At 62.6% G+C, this 25956-nt stretch carries 22 protein-coding genes; 10 read left to right on the forward strand and 12 right to left on the reverse strand.

What is annotated here, in order from left to right:
* Positions 1–208: 208 nt before the first annotated feature.
* Entirely contained in the window at positions 209–937 is a 729-nt protein-coding gene (locus ATY75_RS27290; protein ID WP_088939925.1) for a copper homeostasis protein CutC, read from the reverse strand.
* On the reverse strand, positions 934–2169 hold the full coding sequence (locus ATY75_RS27295) for a LysR family transcriptional regulator (protein ID WP_088939926.1): 1236 nt from the start codon (positions 2167–2169) through the stop codon (positions 934–936). Before ATY75_RS27295 ends, ATY75_RS27290 begins: the two co-directional genes overlap by 4 nt.
* A gap of 422 nt (positions 2170–2591) precedes the next feature.
* On the opposite strand from ATY75_RS27295, the gene ATY75_RS27305 reads away from it, so the two are divergent.
* The 6 genes from ATY75_RS27305 (at position 2592) to ATY75_RS27330 (ending at position 9348) form a co-directional block, all read left to right on the forward strand.
* A complete protein-coding gene (locus ATY75_RS27305) occupies positions 2592–3500 on the forward strand; it encodes an ABC transporter substrate-binding protein (protein WP_088939928.1) in 909 nt (302 codons plus the stop codon).
* 88 nt (positions 3501–3588) lie between these two features.
* Entirely contained in the window at positions 3589–4755 is a 1167-nt protein-coding gene (locus tag ATY75_RS27310) for an ABC transporter permease (RefSeq protein WP_088939929.1), read from the forward strand.
* A complete protein-coding gene (locus ATY75_RS27315; RefSeq protein WP_088939930.1) occupies positions 4752–5696 on the forward strand; it encodes an ABC transporter ATP-binding protein in 945 nt (314 codons plus the stop codon). Before ATY75_RS27310 ends, ATY75_RS27315 begins: the two co-directional genes overlap by 4 nt.
* Positions 5693–6442, forward strand: a complete 750-nt coding sequence (locus ATY75_RS27320) for an ABC transporter permease (protein ID WP_088939931.1) — start codon at positions 5693–5695, stop codon at positions 6440–6442. The genes ATY75_RS27315 and ATY75_RS27320 overlap by 4 nt, the downstream gene beginning before the upstream one ends.
* Positions 6443–6489: 47 nt before the next feature.
* Positions 6490–6885: a VOC family protein gene (locus ATY75_RS27325; protein WP_065092079.1), complete on the forward strand. Its 396-nt coding sequence runs from the start codon at positions 6490–6492 to the stop codon at positions 6883–6885.
* Positions 6886–6894: 9 nt separating this feature from the next.
* Positions 6895–9348, forward strand: coding sequence for a glycoside hydrolase family 2 protein (locus ATY75_RS27330; protein WP_088939932.1), 2454 nt, complete (start codon positions 6895–6897; stop codon positions 9346–9348).
* 367 nt (positions 9349–9715) lie between these two features.
* Here the strand turns inward: ATY75_RS27330 and ATY75_RS27335 are convergent, their stop codons facing one another.
* A complete protein-coding gene (locus ATY75_RS27335; RefSeq protein WP_064836273.1) occupies positions 9716–10108 on the reverse strand; it encodes a PRC-barrel domain-containing protein in 393 nt (130 codons plus the stop codon).
* Between the two features lie 247 nt (positions 10109–10355).
* Between ATY75_RS27335 and ATY75_RS27340 the strand changes: the two genes are divergently transcribed.
* The 3 genes from ATY75_RS27340 (at position 10356) to otsA (ending at position 16014) form a co-directional block, all read left to right on the forward strand.
* Entirely contained in the window at positions 10356–12056 is a 1701-nt protein-coding gene (locus tag ATY75_RS27340) for a long-chain fatty acid--CoA ligase (protein WP_088939933.1), read from the forward strand.
* A gap of 374 nt (positions 12057–12430) precedes the next feature.
* The gene (gene pgi, locus ATY75_RS27345; protein WP_088939934.1) at positions 12431–14056 is read left to right on the forward strand and encodes a glucose-6-phosphate isomerase; all 1626 of its coding nucleotides are present in this window, start codon (positions 12431–12433) and stop codon (positions 14054–14056) included.
* Between the two features lie 542 nt (positions 14057–14598).
* Positions 14599–16014, forward strand: coding sequence for an alpha,alpha-trehalose-phosphate synthase (UDP-forming) (gene otsA, locus ATY75_RS27350; RefSeq protein ID WP_088940117.1), 1416 nt, complete (start codon positions 14599–14601; stop codon positions 16012–16014).
* A gap of 423 nt (positions 16015–16437) precedes the next feature.
* Here otsA and ATY75_RS27360 read toward each other — a convergent pair whose 3' ends face one another.
* The 3 genes from ATY75_RS27360 to ATY75_RS27370 all read right to left on the reverse strand — a co-directional run bounded on the left by ATY75_RS27360 (position 16438) and on the right by ATY75_RS27370 (position 18839).
* Positions 16438–17364, reverse strand: coding sequence for a carbohydrate kinase (locus tag ATY75_RS27360; protein WP_088939936.1), 927 nt, complete (start codon positions 17362–17364; stop codon positions 16438–16440).
* Positions 17365–17426: 62 nt separating this feature from the next.
* Positions 17427–18116 carry an orotate phosphoribosyltransferase gene (locus ATY75_RS27365; RefSeq protein ID WP_071084740.1) on the reverse strand — a complete coding sequence of 230 codons (690 nt, stop codon included), beginning with the start codon at positions 18114–18116 and terminating at the stop codon, positions 17427–17429.
* A gap of 72 nt (positions 18117–18188) precedes the next feature.
* Complete coding sequence (locus tag ATY75_RS27370) at positions 18189–18839, reverse strand: TetR/AcrR family transcriptional regulator (protein ID WP_088939937.1); 651 nt, start codon at positions 18837–18839, stop codon at positions 18189–18191.
* Positions 18840–18938: 99 nt separating this feature from the next.
* Here ATY75_RS27370 and ATY75_RS27375 point away from each other — a divergent pair, with 99 nt between their 5' ends.
* Positions 18939–19421, forward strand: coding sequence for an anthrone oxygenase family protein (locus ATY75_RS27375; RefSeq protein WP_088939938.1), 483 nt, complete (start codon positions 18939–18941; stop codon positions 19419–19421).
* Positions 19422–19837: 416 nt separating this feature from the next.
* Here the strand turns inward: ATY75_RS27375 and ATY75_RS27380 are convergent, their stop codons facing one another.
* The 6 genes from ATY75_RS27380 to ATY75_RS27405 form a co-directional block, all read right to left on the reverse strand.
* Positions 19838–20374 (reverse strand): glyoxalase superfamily protein, encoded by a 537-nt coding sequence (locus ATY75_RS27380; protein WP_088939939.1) that lies wholly within the window; start codon positions 20372–20374, stop codon positions 19838–19840.
* A 202-nt stretch (positions 20375–20576) separates the two neighbouring features.
* A complete protein-coding gene (locus ATY75_RS27385; protein ID WP_088939940.1) occupies positions 20577–21755 on the reverse strand; it encodes a GGDEF domain-containing protein in 1179 nt (392 codons plus the stop codon).
* Between the two features lie 401 nt (positions 21756–22156).
* Complete coding sequence (gene pyrC, locus ATY75_RS27390; RefSeq protein WP_088939941.1) at positions 22157–23197, reverse strand: dihydroorotase; 1041 nt, start codon at positions 23195–23197, stop codon at positions 22157–22159.
* Between the two features lie 144 nt (positions 23198–23341).
* On the reverse strand, positions 23342–23974 hold the full coding sequence (locus ATY75_RS27395) for a nucleoside triphosphate hydrolase (protein WP_065092070.1): 633 nt from the start codon (positions 23972–23974) through the stop codon (positions 23342–23344).
* Positions 23971–24753 carry an ATP-binding cassette domain-containing protein gene (locus ATY75_RS27400; RefSeq protein WP_064836252.1) on the reverse strand — a complete coding sequence of 261 codons (783 nt, stop codon included), beginning with the start codon at positions 24751–24753 and terminating at the stop codon, positions 23971–23973. The genes ATY75_RS27395 and ATY75_RS27400 overlap by 4 nt, the downstream gene beginning before the upstream one ends.
* 2 nt (positions 24754–24755) lie before the next feature.
* The gene (locus tag ATY75_RS27405; protein WP_064836250.1) at positions 24756–25820 is read right to left on the reverse strand and encodes an ABC transporter permease; all 1065 of its coding nucleotides are present in this window, start codon (positions 25818–25820) and stop codon (positions 24756–24758) included.
* Positions 25821–25956 lie beyond the last annotated feature (136 nt).

Genomic DNA, 25956 nt, shown 5'->3' on the forward strand with positions numbered 1-25956 from the left:
TCCAACTCTTCCGCCGAGCCTAGTCGTTCGACTAGCTCCTCCCAATCCAATGCTTGTAACGAATCGCTCATGGCCACGGTGAATCATCTGCAACCATCACCGTCAAGGCTAAGTTAGCGCATATGGGGCTTGACCCGAGGACCCATGCGGCAAGCACTGCATTCGCGTTCAAAAGCGCATCACACTTTCCGCCCGGAATGCGAGACCGCTAAAGCTCCATTGACGCAATCGCCCTGCACATCTCCCTGACAACCGCACTGTCTGTCCTATTGCTGCTCTTCGCTTCGAAGCCGAAGGCAACCGCACGGGGGTCGGCGCTTTCCACAGGCGAGCTGCAGGAACCATGCACCTCGCGGGCGCCGGTCGCCTGCAATATTGCGCCGACATTGGCGGGGCGGATGCCGCTGCCGGGCATGATGGAGATACGCCCGGCGGCCTTGTCCGAGAGGCGTTTCAGCGTTTCGATGCCATCCGCGGCCTTCAACGCGCAACCCGAGGTCAGGATGCGCTCAACGCCGAGTTCGACCGCCTGTTCCAGCGCCCGATCGGCATCCGGCACCAGATCGAAAGCCCGGTGCAGCGTTGATCCCAAGCCGGCAGCATGCGCCTTCAGGCGGTGGATCAGCGGCATGTCGAGCGTACCGTCCGGCCGGTTGGCGCCGATGACGACGCCGGCAAGGCCGGCGGCGCGCACGGCGTCGATATCGAGCAGCATCGCTTCCTCGTCGGCGCTGCCGAAGATGAAGGGTCCGGCATGCGGGCGGATCATCGCATAAACAGGAATGCGCGCCCTAGCGGCGATCCGCATCAAGCTCGACAAAGGCGTCAGACCGCCGAGCTCCAGCGCCGAGCAGAGCTCGATGCGGTCGGCGCCGCCCTCGATGGCGGCGGCAAGGCCGTCGACGCTATCCACACACACTTCCAGCAGGACGGTCACGCGGCACTCTCCCTGGCTTGCGCGCGCGCCACAGTCTGCGCGACGGCTTCCGACGTAAGTCTCGCCGCCGCCTCGATGATGACGGCAGAGGCATCGGCGGCGGCTTTACGATGGTTGTAGGCGACGTGATATGACATCGGCAGATATTCGTCGAGATCGACAATGCGCACCTTATCGGCGATCGGCATGGCGCTGACGCGGCCGAGAAAGGAGACGTAGCCGTGATTGGCGACGAGGTCGACGATGACGGGCAGCGAATCCGCCGCGGTGATATCCCGGCTGCGCAAGCGCCGGTTGGGCGCACGTTCATCGCTGAAGGCCATGGCCGCGTGGCCGAGGCCGGTGCGCGGGCTCGGCATGCAGATAGCGTGGCCGGCGACGAGATCGGCGACCGCGGTTCCGGTACTATCGGGCGGTGCGATCACCACCATATCGGTCTGCAGCAGTTCGCGATGGCGAAAGCTCTCCAGACCGAAGACCGAATCCAGGATGGCGACATCGATGCGGCCGCTCTTCAGCGCCTCGCGCAGATCGTCGGCGGTCATCGAAACGAGCGAGATCGCATTGTTGCTGCGCCGTGCATTCCATTCGGAAACCAGCGAACCCAGGCAGCGCGCCACCCAGCTTTCCGAGCCGGTGGGGATGATCGAGCCGATGCGCAGCGACCTGGCCGCGCGCCGATAACGCTCGTCGGCCGAGGATTTCAGATCGTTCCACGCCTGGCCGATCGTCGTGAAGATCTGGTAGGCACGCCTGCCCTCCTCCGTCAGCACCGAGCCCTGCGCCTGCCGCTCAAACAGCCGGTGACCCAGAAATTTCTCCAGATTGGCAAGCTGAAGCGAAAGCTGCGGCTGACCCAGGCGAAGGCGGCGCGCGGCACGATTGATGCTGCCCTGATCGGCGACTTCGAGAAACCGCTCGATGGTGACGATCTTGACGGAAATGCGCGATGCCCAGGCGGCGTCGGCGGCCGCGGCATCATGACCGGTGAATTGACCGAGCTCACCGATCGCGGCGGTGATCGGCGCCAGGCCATCCAGTACTCGGCCGCTGGCAAGCAGCGTCACCAGTTCGCCGGATGCGCGTTCCGTCAGCTTGATCGCCAGTTCGGTTTCGAGATGGCGGATCGCCGTCGAGACGGTGGAAGGCGACAGTTGGAAACGCCGCGCCGTCTTACGGACCGAACCGGAGGTGAGGACATGATGGCTTATGAACAGGGCACCGAGATGCAAATCTCTCCCTCCGGAAAGCGCTGGAAAAACCGGACGATATGGTGTGTTCACGAAAAAAGATATCCCTGCATCAGCAGAGCCGGACTATCGTTTGCACCATAAGAAATCCGGGCGGCGGCAATCCGCGCAAGAGCACCGGACCATCGTGGAAACACGCAAGGGGACAAAAACAAATCGCGCCGGCCCTGGAAAAGGGAATGCGTTTTCGCGCGCTGAGGCGCATTCGCCGCCATAATCGTGCCGCGACGGCAAATTCTGGAGGGGGCTTGCATCGATTTTTCGAGCGTGCACGCTATTTCCATGACGCACGCAATTCCGGCATGGCGGCCTATGTGGTCCCGGTGCCGGCGGATTTTCTGCGTGCGCAGGCCTCCCGCCGAGGTTTGCGCCATATTCAACGGTGTTAACGAAGGGGACTTTCCATGCTGAAGAAACTCGTACTCGCCGTCTCGCTCTCCGCCTTCGCGGCGGGTGCGGCCCATGCCGCGGATGTCGTCGTCTCGTCGAAGATCGACACGGAGGGCACGCTGCTCGGCAATGTCATTGCGCTCGCGCTCGAAGCCAACGGCATCAAGACACAGGACCGCATCGCGCTCGGCGCCACACCTGTTGTGCGCAAGGCGATCACCGCTGGCGAAATCGACATCTATCCTGAGTATACCGGCAATGCCGGCTTCTTCTTCAACAAGGCCGACGACGCTGCCTGGAAGAACATCGACCAGGGTTATGAGCTGGCAAAGAAGCTCGATTACGACGCCAACAAGATCGTCTGGCTGACGCCGTCGCCGGCCAATAACACCTGGGCACTCGCCGTGCGCAACGACGTCGCCGAGCCGAACAAGCTGAAGAGCCTCACAGACTTCGGCAAATGGATTGCCGGCGGCGGCACCGCCAAGCTGGCGGCGTCTTCCGAATTCGTCAATTCGGCCGGCGCGCTTCCCGCCTTCCAGACCACCTACGGTTTCCAGCTGAAGCCCGACCAGATGGTGGTGCTCTCCGGCGGCGACACGGCAGCGACGATCAAGGCGGCCGCCGACCAGACGAACGGCGTCAACACCGCCATGGTCTACGGCACCGATGGCGCGATCGAAGCGGCCGAACTGACGGTTCTCGAAGACGACAAGAACGTGCAGCAGGTCTATGCACCGACGCCGATCATCCGCGAAGAGGTGCTGAAAGCCAATCCGAAGATCGAGGAAGTGCTTTCGCCGATCTTCAAGAGCCTGACCGCCGACGAGTTGCGTAAGCTCAACGCCAAGATCCAGGTCGATGGCGAGCCGGCAAAGTCCGTCGCAGAAGCCTATCTCAAGGAAAAAGGCTTCCTGAAGTAATCATCGCTCGCTCCGCCCGGTTGCGGGCGGAGCTTTACCTTTGCTGATAAGGTTGGCCGGACGGGACTGGTCAGACAGGGTTCGATTGATGGAAGAAACCTCAGCGGTCCGCAGGCTGGACCGGCTCGGCGTGGTTCTGGTGGCGGGCGGCATTGCGGCGACGGCACTGATGCCCTTCATCTACGTCAAAGCGAACCGCATTGCCGCCGGCAAGCCGATGCTGCTGACGCAGCTTCTTCCCCAAGCCTCCGTCGTCATCCTGACCGCGCTTCTCATACTCACCGCCCTTGCCGCGCTGTTTCTTCGCAATGCATTGGCGCGGCTCGTCATCGCCACCCTCTGCCTTGCGGCGCTGGTCGTTGCGATCGGCCTCTCCTCGAGCGCGGCGACGCCGTCCGGCAGCACCGTAGCGCGGATGACGCCCGGTGGTGGTTTCTGGGTGCTGTTTGCGGTAATCGGGCTCGTCATCTCCGATGCGCTAGTAAAGATAAGGCTGGCGCCGTGGATGCGGGTCGCAGCGCTTGCGGCCTATACGGCGCTGCTCTTCATCTCGCTTTCTTCAGGCCTGCTCGACAGCCTGTCGATCATGAAGGAATTTTCGACGCGGGCGCCGCAGTTCGAGACCGAGGCACTCTCGCATCTGTTGCTCGCCTTCGGCTCGCTTGCCATTGCCATCATCCTCGGCCTGCCGCTCGGCATCCTCTGCTTCTGGGTGCCGAAGCTGCGGGCGATCGTGCTGCAGGGCTTGAGCCTCATCCAGACCATCCCGAGCCTTGCGCTCTTCGGCCTCTTGATGCTGCCGCTCGGTTATCTCGCCACCCATGTGCCGCTGGCATCAGCGATCGGCATTCGCGGCATCGGCACGGCGCCTGCCTTGATCGCACTTGTGCTCTATTCGCTGCTGCCGATCGTCGCCAATACCGTCGTCGGCCTGCAGGGCGTCGATCCTTCGGTGCGCGATGCGGCGGCCGGCATGGGGCTGACGCGCCGGCAGATCCTCACCGGCATCGACATGCCGCTTGCCTTTCCCGTCATCCTCACCGGCATCCGCATCGTGCTGGTGCAGGCGATCGGCATGGTGACGATCGCGGCGCTGATCGGCGGCGGCGGCTTCGGCATCTTCATCTTCCAGGGCCTCGGCCAGACGGCCATGGATCTCGTCCTGCTCGGCGCCGTGCCGACCGTCTTCTTCGCCTTCTCATCGGCCGTCATCCTCGATGCGGTCATCGACAGCATTCGGGGATCCGCCGCATGAGCATGATCGAGATCAGCAACGTCACCAAGCGCTATGGCGCCGCCACCGTCGTCGACAATGTCTCGATGCAGGTTGAAAAGGGTGAGATCACCGTCATCGTCGGGACGTCGGGCTCCGGCAAATCGACGCTGATGCGGATGATCAACCGGCTGGTGCCGATCACCGAGGGCCAGATCTTCGTCGGCGGCCAGAACGTCATGGACGTCGAGGTGACCGAGCTTCGCCGCAAGATCGGTTATGCCATCCAGGGGCACGGCCTTTTCCCGCACCGCACCGTCGCGCAGAATATCGCCACCGTGCCGCAGCTTCTCGATTGGGATTCCGCACGTATTTCCAGGCGCGTCGAGGAACTGCTCGGGCTGTTCAATCTCGACCCGGCAACCTTCGCCGACAAATATCCGCACCAGCTGTCCGGCGGCCAGCAGCAGCGCGTCGGGGTCGCCCGGGCGCTGGCCGCCGAACCGGAACTGCTGCTGATGGACGAGCCCTTCGGCGCGCTCGATCCCGTCATCCGCGGCAAGGCACAGGACGACCTGCTGGCGATCCAGAAACAGTTCGGCACCACCGTCATTCTCGTCACCCACGATATGGACGAGGCCTTCCATCTCGGCAACCAGATCGCTGTGATGAGCGAGGGCCGGCTGCTGCAATGCTCGACGCCGGAAAAGATCCTCACCGAACCCGCCGATCCCTTCGTCCAGCAATTGACCGGCACCTCCGACCGGGCGCTGAAGCTGATGTCGCTGCTGCCGCTGAAGGAGAGCATGGAACCGGCCAAGAGCGGCCTTACCTATGCCCTGCCGCAGTCGCTCAGCCTGCGCGACGCGCTCGCCGAAATGATCTGGCAGGGGGTCGACGAGGCGGCGGTGCAGGACGGCGAAAAGGTGCCGGTGGGATCGATTTCGGTGTCACGGCTGCTCGAACTGGGCCGCAAGGCATGAAACTCCTCGTCGCCAATCTCTTCCGCCTGGCGGCGCTCGCCCTGCTCTTGATCCTGCTGTTCAGGACCGAGTGGCTTTCCTTCCTGCTGACGCCGCTGACCAGCAACAATGCGCCGGCCGTCTATACGCAGAACAGCCTTGCCTCGCTCGCCGCCGGCCATCTGCAATTGGTGATCGGATCGATCGTCTGCAGCGCCGTGCTCGCCGTGCTCGGCGGCATCTTCATAACCCGCGAAAGCGGCGCGGATTTCCTGCCGCTGTCGCGGGCGATTGCCAATGCCGGGCAGACCTTTCCGCCGGTCGCGGTGCTGGCGCTCGCCGTTCCCGCCACCGGCTTCGGCGCCATGCCGACGCTGATCGCGCTCTTTCTCTACGGCCTGCTGCCGATCTTCGAAAATACCGTCGCCGGCCTCAAGCAGGTGTCGCCGCAGGTGCTCGATGCCGCCGACGGCATGGGCATGAGTGCCACGCAGCGGCTGTTGCGCGTCGAGCTGCCGCTCGCCCTGCCGCTGATCCTCGAAGGGCTGAAGGTCGCCACCGTCATCAATATCGGCACGGCGACGATCGGCTCGACGGTGGCGGCAAAGGGCCTCGGCGAGGTGATCATCGCCGGGCTGATCTCCGACAACACCGCCTTCATCCTGCAGGGCGGGCTGATCGTCGGCCTGATGGCGGTGCTGATCTATGACGCCATGGGCCTTGTCGAAGCGGCGATCACGCGAAGAATCGGCTTGCGCGCGGCCTGACAGGACCGCTACCAAGGCTGCGGTGATCGATTCCACGGGAGGATGCCATGGCGAAGATGATCCACTCGATGATCCGCGTTCTCGACGAGGCGCGCTCGGTCGACTTCTACAGCAAAGCCTTCGGCCTTTCGGTGGCCGACCGCGTCGATTTCGAAACCTTCACGCTGATTTATCTGAGCAATGCCGAGACCGGCTTCGAACTGGAACTGACGGTCAACAAGGGCCGGAGCGAACCCTACGATCTCGGCAATGCCTACGGCCATCTCGCCGTCTCCGTCGAGGAGGTGACCGTCGAGCGTGAACGGCTGTCGAAGCTGGGGCTGAAGCCGGGTCAGCTGGTGGAACTCAACCGCGACGGCAAGCTGTTCGGCCTGTTCTTCTTCGTCACCGATCCCGACGGCTACAAGATCGAAGTGCTGCAGCGCCACGGCCGGTTTCTCTAAGGACTGTTCATGATCGAAAAAACCGAGCTCAATTCCGGCTGGACGCTTCACTGCAACGATACAGGAAGGCCCGGCCTGCCGGATGCGATCGCCGCGACGGTGCCGGGATGCGTGCACCTCGACCTTCTCGCCAGCCGGCTGATCCCCGATCCCTATATCGACGTCAACGAGATCACCAACGACTGGATCGGCAAGACCGACTGGACCTATCGCTGCACGTTCGAGGCCGCGCCCGATGATGACAGAGTGCAGGAACTCGTCTTCGACGGGCTCGATACGGTCGCGGTGATCGCGTTGAACGGCGAAGAGATCGGCCGCAGCTTCAACATGCATCGCACCTATCGTTTCGATGTTTCCGGGCTTCTGAAAACAGGCGCCAACGAACTCACCGTCAGCTTTCGCTCCGCCTATGCCTATGGTGCGGAGATGGAAAAACATTACGGCTACCGGCCGAACAATTATCCGGGACCGGGCAATCTGATGCGCAAGATGGCCTGCAATTTCGGCTGGGACTGGGGTCCGACGCTGGTGACGGCAGGCCTGTGGAAACCGGTCAGGCTGGAAAGCTGGGATCGGGCGCGGCTTGCCGAAACACGGGTCTCGGCAACGCTTGCCGGCGGCGACGGGCTGGTGAAGATCCATGCGAAGGTGGCGCGTCATGGCGAGGTGAAGCCGTGCCGGCTGGTCGCGACGATCGGCGGCGTGACGACGACGGTTGCGATCGGCGCCGGAGAAGACACAGCCGCCTTCGAGCTTCGCCTGCCCTCGCCAAAACTCTGGTGGCCGCATCATCTCGGCGCCCAGCCGCTCTATCCCCTGACGCTCGAACTGATCGACGATGCCGGCGGCGATCCGCTCGACAGCTATCAGCGGGAACTCGGTTTCCGTTCGCTGAGGCTCGACACCGCAGCCGACGCGCATGGCTCGGCCTTCACCTTCGTCATCAACGACGTGCCGCTGTTCATCGCCGGCGCGAACTGGATTCCCGACGATTGTTTCCCCTCGCGGGTGACGGCCGAGCGCTACGCCGCGCGGATCGAGGAGGCGAAGACCGCCAATATCCACATGCTGCGCGTCTGGGGCGGCGGTATCTTCGAGCGCGACGAATTCTACCACGCCTGCGATCGCATGGGCATGCTGGTCTGGCAGGATTTCCTCTTTGCCTGCGCCGCCTATCCCGAGGAGAAGCCGCTGAGGAGCGAGGTCGAGGCAGAGGTGCGCGACAACGTCGTGCGGCTGATGCCGCATGCCTCGCTGATCCTCTGGAACGGCAACAACGAGAATATCTGGGGCTTCGACGAATGGGGCTGGCGGCCGATCATCAAGGCCGGCGAGAGCTGGGGGCTCGGTTATTATCTCGACCTGCTGCCGAAGCTCTGCGCCGAGCTCGATCCCGACCGGCCCTATTATCCCGGCAGCCCTTATTCCGGCTCGATGGAGATCGAGCCCAATGCCGACGCGCATGGCTGCAAACATATCTGGGACGTGTGGAACGATGTCGGCTACGAGGTCTACCGCGACTATATCCCGCGCTTCTGCTCCGAATTCGGCTGGCAGGCGCCGGCCGCCTGGGCGACGATCGAAGAAAGCGTGCATGACACGCCGCTGACGCCGCAATCGAACGGCGTCTTCCATCATCAGAAGGCCACGCAGGGTAATGACAAGCTGATCCGCGGTCTCGCCGGCCATCTGCCGGAGCCGAAGACGATGGACGATTGGCACTTCGCCACCCAGCTCAACCAGGCCCGCGCCATCCGCTTCGCCGTCGAGCACATGCGCGCGCACCGGGAGATCTGCAAGGGTGCGGTGGTCTGGCAGTTCAACGATTGCTGGCCGGTGACCTCCTGGGCGGCGCTTGATTCGGCCGGTCGCCGCAAGCCGCTCTGGTATGCGCTGAAGGCCGCCTATGATCCCCGCCTGCTGACCATCCAGCCGCGCGGCGGCGGGCTTGCGGCGGTGGCGGTCAACGAGAGAACGCTGTTCTGGCGGGCAAAGATTGCCGGCAGGCGGCTGAGGCTCGACGGCACGGTGCTGGCCGAATTCGAATTTTGGCGCCTGCTCTGCGACCGCTTCGAAGCCAAGGAATTTCCGCTGCCCGAGGATATTGTCAGCCCCGGCTTACCGAGGGACGAGGTTGTTGTCGTCGAGTTGCTCGACCGGCGGGCATTGCATTATTTCGTCGAGGATATCGACCTCGCCCTGCCGGCGCCGCGGCTGGCGGTCGATGTCACCGCGATCGACGGCGGGTTTGCGGTTGCGGTGACGGCTGAGAATTTCCTCAAGGATCTCTGCCTGATGGCGGATCGGCTGGATCCGGATGCGGTGGTCGATACGATGCTGGTGACGCTGCTGCCGGGCGAGAGCCATGTGTTTGCGGTGACGACGAGCAAGACGATCGTCGCGGAGGACATCACCATCGGCACCGTGTTGCGGTCGGCCAATGATCTTGTGGCGGGGCGCTAAAGAGGGCTGCCACAACATCTCGATTCCCTCTTCTCCCCTCGGGGAGAAGGTGCCCGTAGGGCGGATGAGGGGGCCGGCGACGCCGGCCTATCGAAGATAAGAGCCAGCGGCTGCATCGTGTTGATCGTAGTCACCATATGGGAAAACGGCGTTGGCATTGGCGTGCCGGAATAGGTTTTATGTGAGGAGGTGCCGTGTGGCCCCCTCATCTGCCTGCCGGCATCTTCTCCCCGCTGGGGAGAAGGGGAATCGTGGCAACCTCCCGGTTCCTCGCGCGATTTGTAAAGCACGTCTTTGGCCACCGCAACAGCACACCAAAAAGGCCCCGCACCGCACGGGGCCTTCCAGCTCAGCCTAGCGGACGAGGTTACATCCAGTAGGGCGGCACGCCGTAATAGTCATAAACTCGGCGGCCATTATCGTTGTACCAGCTGTCGTCATCGTCCGCATAGCTCGGGGCGCCTTCGATCTGTTCCTTGGTCAGGTCGATGCGATAGCCGTCGAGCTGGGTGTCGTAGTTCAGCTTTTCCCACGGCAGCGGATAGTGGTCGTGACCGATGCCCAGGAAGCCGCCGAAGCTCAGCACGGCATAGGCGACGCGGCCGTCGAGCTTGCCGATGATCAGGCGTTCGATCGAGCCGATATGCCTGCCATCGGCGCCATAAACCCGGGTGCCTTCGACGCGGTCGCTGGCGATCAGCGAATGTGTGCCCTTGGCATTCGGGTCGCGGCTGGTGGCGTCGGTATCCTGATTCAGCATTGTGCATCTCCTTTTGGTTTTTTCGGATTGGGTATGGAAGATCAACGTCATGGCGGACTCAAAGTTCCCCCTCCCCGGCATCAACGCGCCATCAGCGAATGTTGACGTTTACGTCAAGGTTAGTATAGCTTCAATTCGGCTTGAACCGTTCGAGCAATGGCATAAGCTGCCGGACTGAAGATGGAGGATCTTTCGGTCGATCTGCCGACCGATCGTCGGCGCGGCGGCCGCAAGGGAGAGAGACACGATGAACAGCATTTCCGTCCATCCGAACGGGGCCAAGCCTGAAAAACCCTGGCTTGCCGCCTATCCGGAGATGGTCCCGGCCGAGCTTCCGCCGCTGGAACATGCCTCGCTGGCGGAACTGCTCGAAAAATCCTGCGCCCGTTACGCCGACCGGACCGCCTTTGCCAGCATGGGCAAGGCGATGAGCTATCGCGAACTGGAGAGCCAGACGCGCAAGGTCGCAGCATGGCTGCAGAGCACCGGCCTGGAGAAAGGCGACCGCGTCGCGGTGATGATGCCGAACGTCCTGCAGAACCCGGTCGCGGTCTATGCGATCCTCAGGGCCGGCTTCGTCGTCGTCAACGTCAACCCGCTCTATACGCCGCGCGAACTCGAACACCAGCTGCGCGATTCCGGCGCCAAGGCGATCTTCGTGCTGGAGAACTTCGCCCGCACGGTGGAGCAGGTGCTGAACAAGACCGACCTTCGCCATGTCGTCGTCACCTCGCTCGGTGAAATGCTGGGGCTGAAGGGGCTGATCGTCAATTTCGCCGTGCGCAAGGTGAAGAAACTCGTCCCCTCCTGGTCGATCCCGCAGCACAAAAGCTTCGGCCAGGTGCTGCGCGAAGGGGCGAAAAAAACGCTGCAGCCGGTCACGCTTGCCGGCAGCGATATCGCCTTCCTGCAATATACCGGCGGCACGACCGGCGTTGCCAAGGGCGCGGTGCTGACGCATGCCAATCTGCTTGCCAACAAGCTGCAGCTGTCGCTCTGGCTGCGCTCGGCCTTCGAGCGCAAGAAACAGCCCGAGGTGCTGAATTTCCTCTGCGCCCTGCCGCTCTACCACATCTTCGCGCTGACGGTGAATTCGCTGATGGGCATGTCGCTCGGCGCCCGCAACATCCTGATCGCCAATCCGCGCGACATTCCCGGCCTCGTCAAGGAATTCGGCAAGTCCGATGTGCACATCTTCCCCGGGCTCAACACGCTGTTCAATGCGCTGATGAACAATGCCGATTTTGCCAAGCTCGACTTTTCCCCGCTGATCATGTCGCTCGGCGGCGGCATGGCCGTGCAGCGCCCGGTCGCCGAACGCTGGCTGAAGATGACGGGCACGGCGATAACGGAGGGCTACGGCCTTTCCGAGACAGCGCCCGTCGCCACCGCCAACCGGTTCGATTCGCCCGAATTCACCGGCTCGATCGGCCTGCCGATGCCCTCCACCGATCTCGATATCCGCGACGAGGACGGAAAATCGCTGCCGCTCGGCGATGTCGGCGAGATCTGCATCCGCGGGCCGCAGGTGATGGCCGGCTATTGGCAGAAGCCGGAGGAGACGGCGCGAGTGATGACCGACGACGGCTATTTCCGCTCTGGAGATATGGGTTTCATGGATGCACGCGGTTATACCAAGATCGTCGACCGCAAGAAGGACATGATCCTGGTTTCCGGCTTCAACGTCTATCCGAACGAGATCGAAGAGGTCGCCGCCATGCATACCGGCATTCTCGAAGCGGCGGCGATCGGCGTCCCGGACGGGCATTCGGGCGAGGCGGTCAAACTCTTCGTCGTCAGGAAGGATCCCAACCTGACGGAGGCCGAAGTGAAGGCCCATTGCATCGCCAATCTCACCAATTACAAGCGCCCGCGCTTCATCGAATTCCGCACCGAGCTGCCGAAATCCCCGGTCGGTAAGATCCTGCGCAAGGATCTGCGCGGCTGAATTTGACGAAATCAAAGTGTTACAGCGTCTTTGCGCGTCTTTCAGACGCATGGCGCTGTAATGAAATTAACAGCCATCCGCTTCCTGCAGATGGCTCAGGCTGCGGACAAACCACTGCAAAACCCGCGACGTCATCCTCGGCCTTGTGCCGAGGATCTACGCCGGCCTCATTAAGCCTCTGAAAATAAATGTTTAATGATCGTGGTCAGACGCTCGGCACAAGGCCGAGCATGACGGAGGAGACTTTGTCAACAAACTGAGCCATCCGCTTGCCGCGGGTGGCTTTTTTCATATTGGAGCGGCGGCTGAACTTGATTTGGGCCTGAGAAAGCGAATAGTTTCCGCAACCCTTTCCGCCTCCAAAGGAGCCTCCCATGAACGCCATCGTCGAACAGCTGAAAAGCACTGCCGCCGCCACCAAGGCGACCGATATCCGGGCGGCCTTCGCCGCCGATTCCGAGCGTTTTTCGCGCTTCTCCGTCGCGCTCGACGACCTGCTGATGGATTTTTCCAAGACGGCGGTGAATGACGATATCCTCAAGCTGCTGGTCAAGCTCGCGCAAGACGGCGGCGTCGAGAAGAAGCGCGAGGAAATGTTCTCCGGCAAGGCGATCAATTTCACCGAGGATCGCGCCGTGCTGCACACCGCGCTGCGCAACCGCTCCAACACGCCGGTTCTGGTCGACGGCAAGGACGTGATGCCCGACGTCAACGCGGTGCTGGCTGCCATGGGCAAGTTCGCCGACGGTGTCCGCTCCGGCGCGCTGAAGGGCGCCACCGGCAAGGCGATCACCGATGTCGTCAATATCGGCATTGGCGGCTCGGATCTCGGCCCTGTCATGGCGACGCTGGCGCTCGCGCCCTTCCATGACGGCCCGCGCGCCCATTTCGTCTCCAACATCGACGGCGCTCATATCGCCGATATCCTCAAGCTGGTTCAGCCGGAGACGACGCTGTTCATCGTCGCCTCGAAGACCTTCACCACCGTGGAAACGATGACCAATGCGCAGACGGCGCGCAAATTCATCGCCAAGGCGATCGGCGAAGCGGCCGTGCAGCACCACTTTGCTGCCGTCTCGACGGCGCTCGACAAGGTTGCCGCCTTCGGCATCGACAGCGCCCGCGTCTTCGGCTTCTGGGACTGGGTCGGCGGCCGCTACTCGATCTGGTCGGCGATCGGCCTGCCGCTGATGATCGCCGTCGGGCCGGAGAATTTCGGCAAGTTCCTAGACGGCGCCCATGCCGTCGACAACCATTTCCGTCAGGCGCCGATTGCCGAAAACCTGCCGATGCTGCTCGGCCTGATCGGCTTCTACCACCGCAATGTGCTCGGTTATCCCACCCGCGCCATCCTGCCCTATGACCAGCGCCTGTCGCGTTTCCCGGCCTATCTGCAGCAGCTCGACATGGAATCGAACGGCAAGGGCGTCACCATCGACGGCACGCCGGTCGAAGGCAATTCCGGCCCGGTCGTCTGGGGCGAGCCCGGCACCAACGGCCAGCACGCCTTCTACCAGCTGATCCATCAGGGCACGAGCATCATCCCGGCCGAATTCATGATCGCCGCCAATGCCTTCGAGCCGGAGTTGCGCCATCAGCACCAGCTGCTGATCTCCAACGTTCTTGCCCAGTCGGAAGCGCTGATGAAGGGCCGCAGCTTCGCCGAAGCCAAGAAGCAGCTGACCGACAAGGGCATGGACGACAAGAAGGCCGATTTCATCGCCCCGCACCGCGTCTTCCAGGGCAACCGGCCGTCGATCACCTTCGTTTACGACAAGCTCACCCCTTACGCACTCGGCCGCCTCATCGCGCTCTACGAACACCGCGTCTTCGTCGAAGGCGTGCTCTTCCGCATCAACTCCTTCGACCAGTGGGGCGTCGAGCTCGGCAAGGAACTGGCGACGGGCCTGCTGCCTGTCGTCGAAGGCAAGGAGAGTGCTGCGGGGCATGATTCCTCGACGCAGGGCCTGGTTGCGGCGCTGTCGAAGCTGGCGAATTAAGCGCTTGAAATTGCCCCTCACCCTAAGCCTCTCCCCGTTCCGACGGGGAGAGGGGACGTGCCATGCGAGAGGTGAGTGGGAACGGAGAGGTTGCGGCATTGTCCCTTCGCCCCGTTTACGGGGAGAAGGTGGCGGCAGCCGGATGAGGGGCGAAGCGGGCTCCAGCCTTACAAACCAAGCTCATGCACCAGAGCGGATTGGCTCCAACATGGTCATTGCGGCCCGCAAATGTCGAACTGAAAGCGGCCGGCCTGCGTGTATTCCTGGCGATAGGCCTTGCGGCACGAACCGGATTGAACGTTCTTCTAATAGAAAATTTTAGAAAGAATTCTTTCAATCTGATGGAATCGCCCTAGATTTAAGCAAATTCTGTGCGGAAGTTCTCCGTTGTCCCCGTTGGCATCTGCACCGGGCCGCTCGCGTGCGGGTCGGCTCTGTCGATGTCGGCGCCTTCACCGTATGGTCCCTGCCCAAGTTCAGGAGATGCCTCAAGACGCTCGTCACACAGCGTTTTCATGTCCCATCTTCACAAAAGGAACCCCATGAGCCGTCTTATCGTCGTTTCCAACCGTGTTCCCGTGCCGAACAAAGATGGCGGTGCGGCCGCCGGCGGACTGGCGGTCGCGCTGCAGGCAGCCCTGCAGGAGCGCGGCGGCATCTGGATGGGATGGTCGGGAGAATCTAGCGGCGACAGGGAACCGGGCGCGCTGTCGCAACAGCAGAAGGGCAATATCACCTATGCCCTGACCGACCTCACAGACACCGACGTCGAGGAATATTATCGCGGCTTTGCAAACCGCGTTCTCTGGCCGATTTGCCACTACCGCCTGGATCTCGCCGAATATGGCCGCAAGGAAATGGCCGGTTATTTCCGGGTCAACCGCTTCTTTGCGCACCGGCTGGCGCCGTTGATCGAGCCTGATGATATTATCTGGGTTCACGACTACCACCTCATCCCGCTGGCCGCCGAACTGCGCCAGATGGGACTGAAGAACCGCATCGGCTTCTTTCTGCACATTCCCTGGCCGCCGGCCGACATTCTCGTCACCATGCCGGTGCACGAGGAAATCATGCGGGGGCTGTCGCATTACGATCTCGTCGGCTTCCAGACGGACTACGATCTGCAGAACTTCGCCGGCTATCTCAGACGGGAGGGCATTGGCGACGACCTGGGCAACGGATTGTTCGATTCCCACGGGCGGATCTTCAAGGCCGGCGCCTATCCGATCGGCATCGAGACCGCCGCCTTTGCCGAATTCGCCGAAAGGGCGGCACAGAACGTGATGGTCCAGAAGACCCGGCGCAGCATTGAGGGCCGCGACATGATCATCGGCGTCGACCGGCTCGATTATTCGAAGGGCATCATCGAGCGGCTGGAAGCCTTCGAGCGCTTCATCACCGGCAATCCGGCCTACCAGAACAAGGTGACCTTTCTGCAGGTCACACCGAAATCGCGATCCGAAGTGCCCGAATACGAGCAGATGCAGAAGTTGGTCGCCGAACAGGCCGGCCGCGCCAACGGCGCCATCGGCACGGTCGACTGGGTGCCGATCCGCTATGTCAACCGATCGATCAGCCGCAACGTGCTCGCCGGCCTTTTCCGGCTGGCGACGATCGGGCTGGTCACGCCGTTGCGCGACGGCATGAACCTCGTCGCCAAAGAGTATGTCGCCGCCCAGGATCCGGATCGCCCGGGTGTCTTGGTGCTGTCACGCTTTGCCGGCGCCGCACGCGAGTTGAAGGGCGCGCTGCTGGTCAACCCCTACGACGTCGAAGGCACGGCCAATGCCGTCGCCAGGGGCCTTGCCATGTCGCTGGAGGAACGCCGCGACCGCTGGAGCATGATGATGGAGCATCTGCTCTCGCACGACGTCTCGTTGTGGTGCAAAGATTTCCTGCGGGACCTGATGGCTGCTCCGGAGCTCCAATCGGAGCATGGCTCCCGGACAGTCTCCTGATCGATCGGCGTCCGTCGGTCATAGCAATAAGGGGCTGGGCTGGTTAAGCCTTGGCCACAATATCCACGACCTCGAGCGGATCAAGATTTAGTTGCTTTGCGAGAGACAGGGCGTTTGGAACTATCCAAAATGGTGCGTCCACATCAAATGGGGCGGGGCCTCTCGACAGGTTGTAAAGAGACTTCGCACATACTTCTTCGAAGAGATACTGAGCCGTTGCAGTATGGTCGGACGTTTTCTCCGCCCGCAAAGTCTTGTGGCGTATGTGCTGGAAGAGATTGTGAGCCCGCGACCACGACCCTCTGTCGTCAACCATTTTCAACAATCGTTGGATGGTTTCCGTGTCGCCGCAATACGGCGCGAAAAATTGTAAAAGGCGCCGTGTCTGGGGAATCACAAGACCGTCTCCGAGGTGCAGCCTTCCTAAAGCCCGATCTCATGCGCCCAGGGCGGATTGGCGCCGGCGCGGGAGACGGTGACGGCGGCGGCCTTGGCGCCCAGCGCCAAAGCATTGCGCAGCGCCTTTTCGTCGAGCGAGGCGACCTGCGCTTTGGTCAGCAGGCCATCCATCTTCAACGAGGCCAGTACGCCGGCATCAAAAGTATCGCCGGCGCCGACCGTGTCGACGACGGCGACGCGTTCGCTGGGCACCGTCACCTTGCGCTCCCTGGTATAGCCGGAAGCGCCCTCGGCGCCCTTGGTGATGACGACGAGTTTTGCGCCGTGGGCGAGCCAATGGGCGGCGAGCGTATCGTGGTCGCCGGTGAGACCGACCCAGTCGAGATCCTCGTCGGAGAATTTGATGATGTCGGATTTGGCCGCCATGCGCTTGATGCGGGCCATATGCGCCAGCTTGTCCTTGATGAAGCCCGGGCGGATGTTGGGGTCGAGCGAGATGACGCGTTTGCCGGCCTCGCGATCGAGCAGCGCTTCATAAGTCTCGCCGCAGGGGCTGGGGATCAGGCTGATGGCGCCGAAATGCAGCGCTTCGCAATCATCGCCCAAGACCGGGAGGTCGGCCTCAGTGATCATTCGGCCGGCCGTGCCCTCGTCGTAGAAGGCATAGGTCGCCTGCCCGTTGACGAGCTTGACGAAGGCGATCGTTGAGGGGCGCTGCGTGATGGCGCAGGGGCTGTAATCGACATTGGCGGCCTTCAGCGTCGCAAGCAGGATTTCGCCCATCATGTCGTCGGCAATGCCGGTGAAGAAGGCGGTGGGGATGCCGAGGCGGCCGAGCGCGATGGCGGTGTTGAAAATCGCACCGCCGGCATAGGGAGCAAAGCCCTTTTCACCAAGGGTCGTGTCCCTCGGCAGCATGTCGATCAGGGCTTCGCCGCAGCACAAAATCATCATATTCCTCCCAACAGCATCGATAGGTTCATCAACCGATTAAGCGAGCTTTTGTCAACTGGCTAGAGCGAAAGCTCACTGACGCCGCCATTCCGTCCCGACCAGGCGAGCGGCGCATCGAGGAAGGCCTCGACCTCCTCAAGCGTCTTTTCGTCGAACAGTTTCTGCGCTTTGGCAACCGCCAGCATATTGCGCCAGGTGGCGATGTGATGCAGCCTGACCTTGCCGTCGGTAAAGCGCTGCTGGCCGAAAATGTCGTAGAAAAACAGCGCGATGCCGTGATCGACGATGCCGCCGGCGGCGCGCACCGCATCGATGAATTTGAACATGCTGGTTCCGGCCGTCGTCAGGTCCTCGATGACCAGCACGCGCGAGCCTTCCGGCATATTGCCTTCGATCTGGGCATTGCGGCCATGGCCCTTCGGCTGTTTGCGGACATAGATCATCGGCAGGCCGAGGCGGTCGGCGAGCAGGGCGGCGAAGGGGATGCCGGCCGTCTCGCCACCGGCGATGCAGTCGAACTGCTCGAAACCGGCATCGCGCAGCAGGGTGCTGGCGGCGAAATCCATCACCGTCGAGCGGATGCGCGGGAAGGAAAGCAGCTTGCGGCAATCGATATAGACGGGGCTCGCCATGCCGGAGGCAAGTTTGTAAGGCTGGGCGGCATTGAAATGCACCGCCTTGATCTCCCAGAGCATCTTGGCCACCAGTTCGGCCATGACGGCGCGGTCGGGAAATGTCGTCTGGATCATGCGGCTCTCCTTCAGCTTTGCGTCTCCGGCAATAGCAGCAAGAGCCCATCGTTTCCAGACACAAGGCGAGCCTTACAGCAAGAGACGGCCGATATCGGGTCCCTGCATCTTCTTGAACAGGGCAATCGCCGCATCGCCCGCTTCCGCATCCAGCGAAACGGCATAACGCACGGCGGCGGCAAGCAGCTGCATCGTCAGCCGGGCGATCGCCAGAAGCTCGGCTCGATCACGCTCCGGCCACAGGCGGACGAGCACGGTGAGCAATGCCCGGGCATGGAATTCCATATCCTCGGCATCGATCTGCTGCAGCAGCTTGTCGGTATGGGTCGCGTGCCAGATGTCGCGCATGACAGGCTCGCGGCGGAAAAAGGCATAATATTCGTCAGCGATAGTGGCGAGCGCGCCGGCGAGCGCCGCTGGATCAGCGACCTTCGCCAGCTCCGCCTCAACGCACCGCCTGCCCTCTTCGTTGAAACGCTCGGCCAATGTCCGGATGATCGCGCTCTTATCGGGGAAATATTGGTAGAGCGCGCCGAAGGACAGGCCGGCCTTTTCGACGATCTCGCTCATCTTCAAGCCGTCGCTGCCGCGGCTTTCGATCAGCTCCGAGGCGACGGCGAGGATCTTTTCGAAGCGTTCGCGGCCGCGCTGCTGGCTGGGGATCCGACGCGGCTGGCCGGTAGGCTGCTGGCGCCTGCGTGTTGCGACCGGCTGTTGCGACATCGTCTCTCCTCACGGTTGACAAAGAAAATAAGAGAGTTTATCTCATTTTGCAAATGAGAGAGTTTCTCTTATTTGTAAACCTTCGGAAGGAGCTTCGACATGCAGATCGTCCTCATCCTTTCCCTCGTCGCCGCGGCAATCGGCAGCGGCCTCGTTGCCGGCATCTTCTTCGCCTTCTCGACCTTCATCATGACCGCCTTCTCGCGCATTCCAGCCGAGCAAGGCATTGCGGCGATGAACTCGATCAACGTGACGATCGTCCGCTCGCCCTTCATGGCGCTGTTCGTCCCGACGGCAATCCTCTGCATCGTCATCGCAGTGCTGGCGCTGATGAACTGGCGCGGCGGCGCATCCGGGCTGATGCTGGCGGGTGCTGCCCTCTATGTCTTCGCCTCGTTCCTCTCGACCATCATCTTCAACGTGCCGATGAACGATGCGCTGGCGAAGGTTAGCGGCGGCGGGCCGGAGGTGGCCGGGCTCTGGGCGACTTATCTCAGGGACTGGACATGGTGGAACCATGTGCGGACGGCGGCCTCGCTGCTCGCCTCGGTCGCCTTCGTCCGGGCGTTGATGATCGTTTGAGGCAACGCAAGGGGCTCTCGCAGGCAAATGCCGGCAGTCAAGAGAGCCTCATTCTGAGGTGCCCCGCAGGGGCCTCGAAGGACGAGGCGGGCATTCTGCGCCCGATATAGGCAAGGAGCAGCGTTGCGGCGCGTCCTTCGAGGCTCCAGCCTTCGGCTTCCACGCCTCAGGATGAGGGACGTTGGTGGATGCCGCGGCTTGGTTTCCGTTTCGTTGTCCTTGGTGCGGTGATGATCCAGCAAGCTCGCTGCTGGCCCCGCGAGACAGGGGATTCGTCCATCAGCCGACACTCACCCACCACCACTCCTGTGCTCGTTACAGGAATGAGGGTGGGATATGGCAGCGCCCAACAACCGGCCTTTGTGGTGCCCGAGCACGACCAAAGAGGCGTCAGCAGGCTTTGTCAGCCGCCTCGCCTATGCCTGCTCGCAAAAGGCGATGCGGTTGCTGAAGGGGTCGATGACGGTCATTTCCAGCCCCCAGGGCGCCTCTTCCACGCCGGGCTTCATGTAGCGGTAGTCCTTGCCGGCGAGTTCGGCGTGGTAGGCGCGCACATTGGCGACGCGGGCGAAGGCCCTGGCGCCGGGGCTGGCGTCGCCGGAATGTTCGCTCAAATGGAGCGCCATGCCGTCACGCGAGACCTGGCAATAGAGCGGGGAGTTATCCTCGAAGCGGTGCTCCCAGTCGAGATGGAAGCCGAGGAAGCCGCAATAGAATTCCATGGCCTTCTCCACCGAGAAGATGCGGAAGATCGGCATCGGCGGTTCGATGCCGACGGCGGAGCGGGAAGCACCCGCCGCATCGATCTTCGCCGAGAGAATATTCCATTGATCGAGCCCGAACTGGCGGGCGACGATTTCGAGAGTTTCGCTATGGGTCAGCGAAATGTCGCGGTCGGCAAGCGCCTGCCGCAAAGTCTTTGCCATGAGCTTGGCATCGCGAAAATCGCGCATATGTCATCCTTCCGTTGGCGGCAAACAGGAAGATCAGTGCCCGCGTCTGCTGACCCGTTCGCCATCGATCGCCAAACGGCAAGGGACGTGAAGGATGGTATCTGGATGCATTCACCATAACGCCAAACGGTCAACCGTCGGGCGCCGCGGGGCGGCTGGCCGCATCCGGCCAGGGCGATATTATGAGAGGAGCAGCCAGCAATCAAGATGCCGTGCGCGCCACCTCGAGCGGAACAGCCTGCAGGTGACCGGCCAACTCGACCCGGTTGCGGCCGCCGCGCTTGGCGGCATAGAGCGCCTTGTCGGCAGCACTCAGCATGGCATCGAAATCCAGGCTTTTGGCGCGCCCGGGCGCAACGCCGACGCTGACCGTGCATTTCAGCACCGCATCGTCGATCGGAATCTCGCGTGCCTCGAAATCCCTGCGGATGCGCTCGGCCGCCAGTTCCGCCCGGCCGGGCATGGTCTCCTTCAGCACCAGCGCAAACTCCTCGCCGCCCAACCGTGCGGCAGTATCGCCGGGGCGGCAGTTGGCCGAGAGTTCGGCGGCGAAGACCTTGATCACGCGATCGCCAGCCGCATGACCGAAGCGGTCGTTGACGGATTTGAAATGGTCGATATCGAAGACGATGACGGCGGTGGCCGAGCCCATCGGGCGTGTGCCGTATTGGTCGAACAGGGCGCGGCGATTGAGCAGCCCGGTCAGCGGATCGGTGATCGCTTCGAGCCGATGGCGGGCGGCGAGCCGCCACTGATGCAGCGCCAGCGACAGGGCGCCGATCCCGGTCATGCCGGCAATGCAGACGGCAAGGCTCAGATCCTCGGCCCAGTTGCTCGGCGCCTTGCCGAGCACCAGCTTGCCGTCGGAGATCAAAACGGCGGCGCAAAGCACGAAGGAGATCGCCGTGGCGGTATAAAGCGCCGAGATGCCGAGGATCGGCGCCGGCGCTTCGGCGCGGGCGAGCCAGTATTGCCGGGCGGTGGCAAAGAGCAGCAGCGCAATGGCAAGATTGTCAGCGATGAAGGCCAGGCCGTCATAACCCGATACCAGCGGCACGATGGAGAAGACCATCGCCGCCAGGGCGCGGATCGCAATGCCCGGCAAGGACAGGCGGCCGGTGAGAAACTGCCGGCCGGCACCCCAGATGGTGGCGAAACCGGCATGAAACAGCACGAAATTGGCGATGCCGAAGCCCATCTCCGGCCTGTTCACATAGGCGCTGTAGACAAAAATACCGCTGACGACGAAGACCAGGCCGACCGTGGCGGTGAGCAGCACGGTTTCCGCCCGGCGGACAAGCCAGCCGCCCATCAAGGTCACGGCAAGACAGGCCGTGGAGACGCCGAGCGCCAGCAACAGGGAGTTATAGTCAAGCATCATGCTTTTTCAGTCTCCGCGACTGCAGCCACGCCGGATAATGTTGGCAACCTATGCGATCGGCGATGAGGAATGTCTTACGCATTCCGTTAAAAAATGATGCACCGCACACGGAAATGTTAGGGTGGTAACTTGCACTTCAAGACCTACCCAGGCATTCGCCGTCGGGACTTGTTTCCGGCAATGGAAAAAGGCGCTTGGGAGGCCGGTCCAGCGGTGTGAAGACCCCTCCCCAACCCCTCCCCACAAGGGGGAGGGACTAACCTAGCGCACCGGTATGGCGCAAATGGCAACCCTTCTGCGGATGACACGGTGAAATGGAACACGGCGGGCGCGGCACTCAAGCCCCTCCCCCTTGTGGGGAGGGGTTGGGGAGGGGTCTTCATCACGTCTGCAGCTGGCGCTTACGCCACCACCTGCCAATGCAGCGGAAACATTGGGTCGAACACCGTCACCGGCCCGGCGCCGGTTTCGATCTTCGCGGGAAAGTCGACCGGCTCGGCCTGCCGTGAGAGCGTAATGCGCTCCTCGTTCGGCGAAAGCCCGTACCAGGCCGGGCCGTTCAGCGATGCGAAGGCTTCGAGCTTGTCGAGAGCACCCTCCTCCTCGAAGACATGAGCAAGGCAGCTCATCGTGTTGATCGAGGTGTAGATGCCGGCGCAGCCGCAGGCGCATTCCTTCAGCGGATCGACATGCGGGGCGGAATCGGTGCCGAGGAAGAAGCGCGGATCTCCGCTGACGGCGGCGGCGCGCAGCGCCTGCCGGTGGTTTTCGCGCTTGGCGACCGGCAGGCAGTAATAATGCGGGCGGATGCCGCCGGCGAGGATGGCGTTGCGGTTGATGATCAGGTGATGGGTGGTCAGCGAGCCGGCGAGATTGGTCTTGGCCGCCTTGATGTAATCGATACCGTCAGCTGTCGTCACATGTTCCATCGTCACCTTCAGTTCGGGCAAGCGGCGGCGCAGCGGATCGAGCACGGTGTCGATGAAGACGGCCTCGCGGTCGAAAATATCGACCTCAGGCGTCGTCACCTCGCCATGAACGCAGAGCGGCAGGCCGATCCTGGCCATGCGCTCCAGCACCGGCATCGCCTTTTCCATATCGCGCACGCCGCCATGCGAATTGGTGGTGGCGCCGGCCGGATAAAGCTTGACGGCGGTGATCAGGCCGCTTTTTGCGCCCGCCTCGACATCGTCGGGGCTGGTGTGCTCGGTGAGATAGAGCGTCATCAGCGGCTGGAAGCGATGGCCGGCCGGCAGGGCTTTCAGGATACGCTCGCGATAGGCCGTCGCATCCGAAGTGGTGACAACAGGCGGCACCAGATTGGGCATGATGATGGCGCGGGCGAAGGTGCGGCTCGTATCGGCGATCACGCCTTCCAGCATGGCGCCGTCGCGCAGATGCAGGTGCCAGTCGTCAGGACGGCGGATGGTGATCGATTGCATGGCAGGCCTCCGAAGCGATGCGTCTGCGGCCTCGATAGCACTAAAGTGCGGCGCATTGAAATCGATTCATGCGTTGCGCTTTCGCTCTTTGTTTTGATGCATGTCGTTCTCCCGGAACCGCGGTACACTTCCGGGCGACATGCATTACGCCAGCGCGATCTCCAGCGTCACATCGGCCGGGCGGCGGTTTTCGAGAATCAGCCGGCCGTTCGGCAGGTCGTTGTCGTAGACCTTGGCGCTGGCGGCCTCTTCGCTGAGATTATAACCGCGCCAGCGCGCCCAGAGCCGCTCCTCGAGCACTTCGATCGGCGGCGCCAGCATGATCGAAAAGTCGAAGACGCCATCGAGTTCGGCCCATTTTCCCTGCGTAAACAGCAGGTAATTGCCCTCGACGATGATGAAGCGGTCCTTCGGATCGATCGGCCGAGCCGAGGCGATGGCGAGTTCGCGCGAGCGGTCGAAGACCGGCGCCAGAACCTCCTGGTCGGCCCGTCGGACGGCGGCGATGATATCGAGGAAGCCGCGGACATCGAAAGTTTCAGGGATGCCCTTGCGGGCCAAGAGGCCGCGTTCGATCAGGATGGCGTTGTCCATGTGGAAGCCGTCCATCGGCAGGACCGCGGCGCTTTCGCCTCTGGCTTTCAGCGCCGCCGCCAGATTGTCGGCCATGGTCGATTTGCCCGAACCCGGTGGCCCGGCAATGCCGATCAGGAAACGTCTGGCATCGCCGGCGCGGATGAGAACCTCGCCGGCGATTTCGTCGATGCGTACCGTCATGCCGCGACCGGCTCCGTCGGCACCGCCTTGGCCCCGGTCATGAAGGCGACGGCGTCGGACATGGTGTATTCCTTCGGATCGATCACCGTCAGCCGCCGGCCGAGGCGGTGGATATGGATCCGGTCGGCGACCTCGAAGACATGCGGCATGTTGTGCGAGATCAGCACGATCGGCAGGCCGCGGGCGCGCACGTCGAGGATCAGCTCCAGCACGCGGCGGCTTTCCTTGACGCCGAGGGCGGCCGTCGGTTCGTCCATGATGATGACCTTGGAGCCGAAGGCGGCGGCGCGGGCAACCGCAACACCCTGGCGCTGGCCGCCCGAGAGCGTCTCCACCGCCTGGTTGATGTTCTGGATGGTCATCAGCCCGAGTTCGGAGAGCTTGTTGCGCGCCAGCTTTTCCATCGCCGGCCGGTCGAGCATGCGGAACATCGAGCCCAGCATGCCCGGTTTGCGGATCTCGCGGCCGAGGAACATGTTGTCGGCGATCGACAGCGCCGGCGACAGAGCGAGGTTCTGATAGACGGTTTCGATGCCGGCCTCGCGCGCTTCCATCGGCGAGCGGAACTGCACCTGCTTGCCTTCGAGGGTGATCACACCCTCATCCGGGGTGACGGCGCCTGAAATCGCCTTGATCAGCGAGGACTTGCCGGCGCCGTTATCGCCGATGACGGCGAGGATTTCGCCGGGGTAGAGGTCGAAATCGGCATTGTCGAGCGCGGTGACGCGGCCATAACGCTTGACCAGGCCGCGGGCGGTGAGAAGGGGTTCGCGAGCCATGATTACACCGAAACCTTTCTGATCCATTGGTCGATGGCGACGGCGGCAATGATCAGCACGCCGGTCAAAAGCACTTTCCATTGCGGGTCGGCGCCGAGCATGTTGAGGCCCATCGAGACGACGCCGACGATCATCGCGCCGAACAGCGTGCCGAGGATGGAGCCGCGGCCGCCGAAGAGCGAGATGCCGCCGATCACAGTCGCGGTGATCGCCTGGAGGTTATAATCGGTAACCGCCGAAGAGGGGGAGATCGAGCCGTTGCGGCCGATCGAGACCCAGGCGGCGAAGGCGGCGATGACGCCCGAGATGGTGTAGACGGTAAGCAGCACCTTCTTGGTCTGGATGCCGGAGAGCTTGGCCGCCTCCGGATCGTCGCCGACAGCATAGACATGCCGGCCCCAGGCGGTGTGATTGAGCACATACCACAGCAGCAGGACGAGCAGCACCATGGCGATGACGCCGAGGGTGAGCACGGCGCTGCCGAGCCTGAAGCTCGCAGCGAAAAGATGCAGCAGCGGCGCCTGTTCGTCGACGTCGGTGTCGCGGATCGTCTCATTGGCGGAATAGATGAAATTCGTCGCCATGACGATATTCCAGGTGCCGAGCGTGACGATGAAGGGCGGCAGTTTCATGAAGGCGACGAGGAAGCCGTTCAGCAAGCCGCACAGGCCGCCGACAAGGAGGCCGCCGATGACGGCGATCGGCGTCGGTATGCCGTAGGTGATGGCGACATTGCCCATGATGACGGCCGAGATCACCATGATCACGCCGATCGAAAGATCGATGCCGGCGGTCAGGATGACCAGCGTCTGGGCGGCGCCGAGAATGCCGACGATGGCGATCTGCTGCAGGATCAGCGTCAGCGTATAGGACGAGAAGAACCGTCCGCCGATCGTTGCCCCGAAGATGATGATCGCCAGCACCAGCACGATCAGCGGCACGGCGGCCGGCGTCGAGTGCAGAAAATGCTGGGCACGCTTGATCAGCGAGACATCCTGGTGCTCGAAGGAGGCGACGCTCTTGTCGCTGCCGTCGAGGACACGTTCGAATTCCTGAGTTCCGGTCATGGTTCCTCCTCCGCATCCGTGCGCCGAACTCGCACGGGGGCCGTCACCGATATCCTTCCGGTCTATTCTGAGCCGGTTCGTGGGGGCGACGGCACATCGTCCGTCGAAAACGGCCGGGGATCAAGCCCCGGCCGCT

This window comes from Rhizobium sp. N122 (genome assembly GCF_002211295.1).
In the GTDB taxonomy this organism is placed as follows: Bacteria; Pseudomonadota; Alphaproteobacteria; order Rhizobiales; family Rhizobiaceae; genus Rhizobium.